This window comes from Methylobacterium sp. WL103, assembly GCF_008039885.1.
Taxonomy (GTDB): Bacteria; Pseudomonadota; Alphaproteobacteria; order Rhizobiales; family Beijerinckiaceae; genus Methylobacterium; species Methylobacterium cerastii.
The window spans coordinates 1-2,705 of record NZ_VRUX01000561.1; the positions used below are offsets into that span (position 1 = coordinate 1).

A 2,705-nucleotide genomic window follows, 5' to 3' on the forward strand; every position below is an offset into this window, starting at 1 on the left:
GCGGTCCGCGCCCGAGCGCGCTGCTGACGCCGGACGCGTTCCGCAACGCGCAGGTGGTGCTCCAGGCGATCGGCGGCTCGACCAACGGGCTGATCCACCTCACCGCCATCGCCAACCGCACGCCGCACCGCATCGACCTCGACGCCTTCGACCGGCTCGGCCGCGCCGTGCCGGTGCTGGTCGATCTGAAGCCGTCCGGCGAGCACTACATGGAGCATTTCCACCATGCCGGCGGCGTCCCGAAGCTGATGGCGCAGCTCGGCGACCTGATCGACCTCGACGCCGGGACGGTGGCCGGCGGGACGCTCCGCGACGTGGTCGCGGCGGCCGAGGACGTGCCGGGCCAGGACGTGATCCGGCCGCGCGACAACCCGATCAAGCCGCTGGGCGCGATGGCGGTGCTGCGCGGAAACCTCGCGCCGCGGGGCGCCGTGATCAAGCACAGCGCCGCGAGCCCGGCGCTGCTCCAGCACGAGGGCCGGGCGGTGGTGTTCGCCTCGATCCCCGACATGACCGCACGGATCGACGACCCCGACCTCGACGTCGGCCCTGACGACGTGCTCGTGCTGCAGAACGCCGGCCCCAAGGGGGCGCCCGGCATGCCGGAGGCCGGCTACCTGCCGATCCCGAAGAAGATCCTGGCGACCGGGGTGAAGGACATGGTCCGGATCTCCGACGCGCGGATGAGCGGCACCGCCTTCGGCACGATCGTGCTGCACGTCACGCCGGAATCGGCCGACGGCGGCCCGCTCGGCCTCGTGCGCACCGGCGACCGCATCCGCCTCGACACGGCGGGCCGGCGGATCGACCTCCTGGTCGAGCCGGCCGAGCTGGAGCGCCGCCGGTCGGAGGCCGGGCCGGCCGAGCGCCCGGCCTGGGCCGCCCGCGGATACAGCCGCCTGCTCTACGAGACGGTCGAGCAGGCCGACGAGGGCTGCGACTTCGGTTTTATGCGCGCGACGCCCGAGGCCGGCTGACCGCTCCCAACCTTATCCCTCCGCGCCCGGCAGGACGATTTCCGCGCGCAGGCCCCCCTGCGGCAGGGTCGCGAGCCGGATCTCGCCGCCATGCGCGCGGATCGCCGAGCGCGCGATGGCCAGCCCGAGCCCGGTGCCGCCGGTCTCGTCGTTGCGCGAGTCGTCGAGGCGGGCGAAGGGCTCGAACATCGCCTCGACCCGGTCCGCGGGGATGCCCGGCCCGTCATCCTCGACCCGGATGCGCACGTCCGCCCCGTCGCGGTCGAGGGCGATGCGGGCGCGCGCCCCATAGCGAACCGCGTTCTCGACGAGGTTGTCCAGCGCCCGCCGCAGGGCGTCGGGCCTCCCTGCGAAGGGCAGGGTTTCGGGCGCCGACAGGGTGACGTCGCGGCCGAGCGCCACGTGGTCCGAGACCAGGGTGCGGGCAAGCTCAGTGAGGTCGAGGGGGCCGCTCGCCTGCGAGGCGGCGGCGTCGCGGGCAAACGACAGGGTCGCCTCCACCATCCGCTTCATGTCGCCCAGCGTGCGCACCATGCCGGCGCGCAACGCCTCGTCCTCCACCATCTCGGCGCGCAGCCACAGCGAGGCGATGGGCGTACGCAGGTCGTGGCTCACGGCGGCCAGCATCCGCGTGCGGTCGTCGACGTAGGCCCGCAGCCGCGCCTGCATCCGGTTGAAGGCGATCGTCATCGTCTTCAGCTCCGCCGGCCCCGGCTCCGGCAGGGGCGCGACCAGGGTGCCGCGCCCGGCCTCCTCGGCGGCCTGCGCCAGGGCGGTCACCGGCCCGACCACCCCGCGCAGCCCGAGGCCGACGGCGACGAGCACGGCGACGACGCTGGCGGCGATCTGGAACAGGCCGATCCGCATCCAGGGCGGCGTCGGCAGCGCGACCGGCGCCTCGCCGTTGAGCCAGCGCCCGTCGGCGAGGTGCACCGAGACCTGGAGCGCCTCCGGTTTGGCCCGGCGCTCCTCGGCGGCGGGGGCGTCCGCGACGTCGCGCTCGACCGAGTCGTGTTTGACCAAGTCGCGCTTCACCAAGAGGAGCCGCGCCTCGCTCGCATCCGCCTGGAGCCTGCGGTCGAGGCCGTGCGCCAGCCGCGCCTCGTCGGCGTCCATCGCCCCGTCGGGGACGAGGCTGGCCTGGCCGATCGAGAAGTGATGGCGCGGCGAGTTGAAGGCCGCGATGGTGCCCGGCACCGCGTCCGCCGGCACGGTGTCGAGCAGTCGCACGAGGATGGCGATGCGGTCGATCACCTGGGTGCGTCCCGCGGCCCGCCCGACGCGGGTCGCCTCGCTCGCGAACATCGCGAAGGCGGCGGCCTGCGCCGCCACCACCGCCAGCACGAGCAGCAGCGCCAGCCGCCAGACCAGCGAGCGCGGCACCAGGCGGATCACCGGACCTCCCGCACGTCGGCGGCGAAGACGTAGCCGCCGCCCCACACCGTCTTCAGCAGCTCGGGATGGGCCGGGTCGCGCTCGAGCTTGCGCCGCAGCCGGCTGACCTGGTTGTCGATGCTGCGATCGAAGGCCTGGGCGGTGCGCCCGCTCGTCAGGTCGAGGAGCTGGTCGCGCGACAGCACCACCCGCGGGCGCCGCACCAGGGCTGCGAGCAGGCGGAACTCGGCGGTGCTGAGCACCACCGCCTCGCCGCCCTCGCCGACGAGCTCCCGCCGGTCGCCGTCGAGGACCCAGCGGTCGAAGGCGAGGCGAAGCGCGCCGGGCTCCGCC

The 2,705-nt window shown here is 74.7% G+C and carries 3 protein-coding genes; 1 reads left to right on the plus strand and 2 read right to left on the minus strand.

All coding sequences use genetic code 11. The features are described 5' to 3' along the window. Positions 1 to 977: dihydroxy-acid dehydratase (locus FV222_RS22310; protein WP_187277422.1), on the plus strand; the 977-nt coding region annotated here is incomplete at its 5' end. Positions 978 to 989: 12 nt separating this feature from the next. On the opposite strand, the gene FV222_RS22315 is transcribed toward FV222_RS22310, so the two are convergent. Both FV222_RS22315 and FV222_RS22320 read right to left on the minus strand, forming a co-directional pair. Further along, the gene (locus FV222_RS22315; RefSeq protein ID WP_147815665.1) at positions 990 to 2,372 is read right to left on the minus strand and encodes an ATP-binding protein; all 1,383 of its coding nucleotides are present in this window, start codon (positions 2,370 to 2,372) and stop codon (positions 990 to 992) included. Next, positions 2,369 to 2,705: winged helix-turn-helix domain-containing protein (locus tag FV222_RS22320; RefSeq protein ID WP_187277423.1), on the minus strand; the 337-nt coding region annotated here is incomplete at its 5' end. The genes FV222_RS22320 and FV222_RS22315, both read right to left, overlap by 4 nt.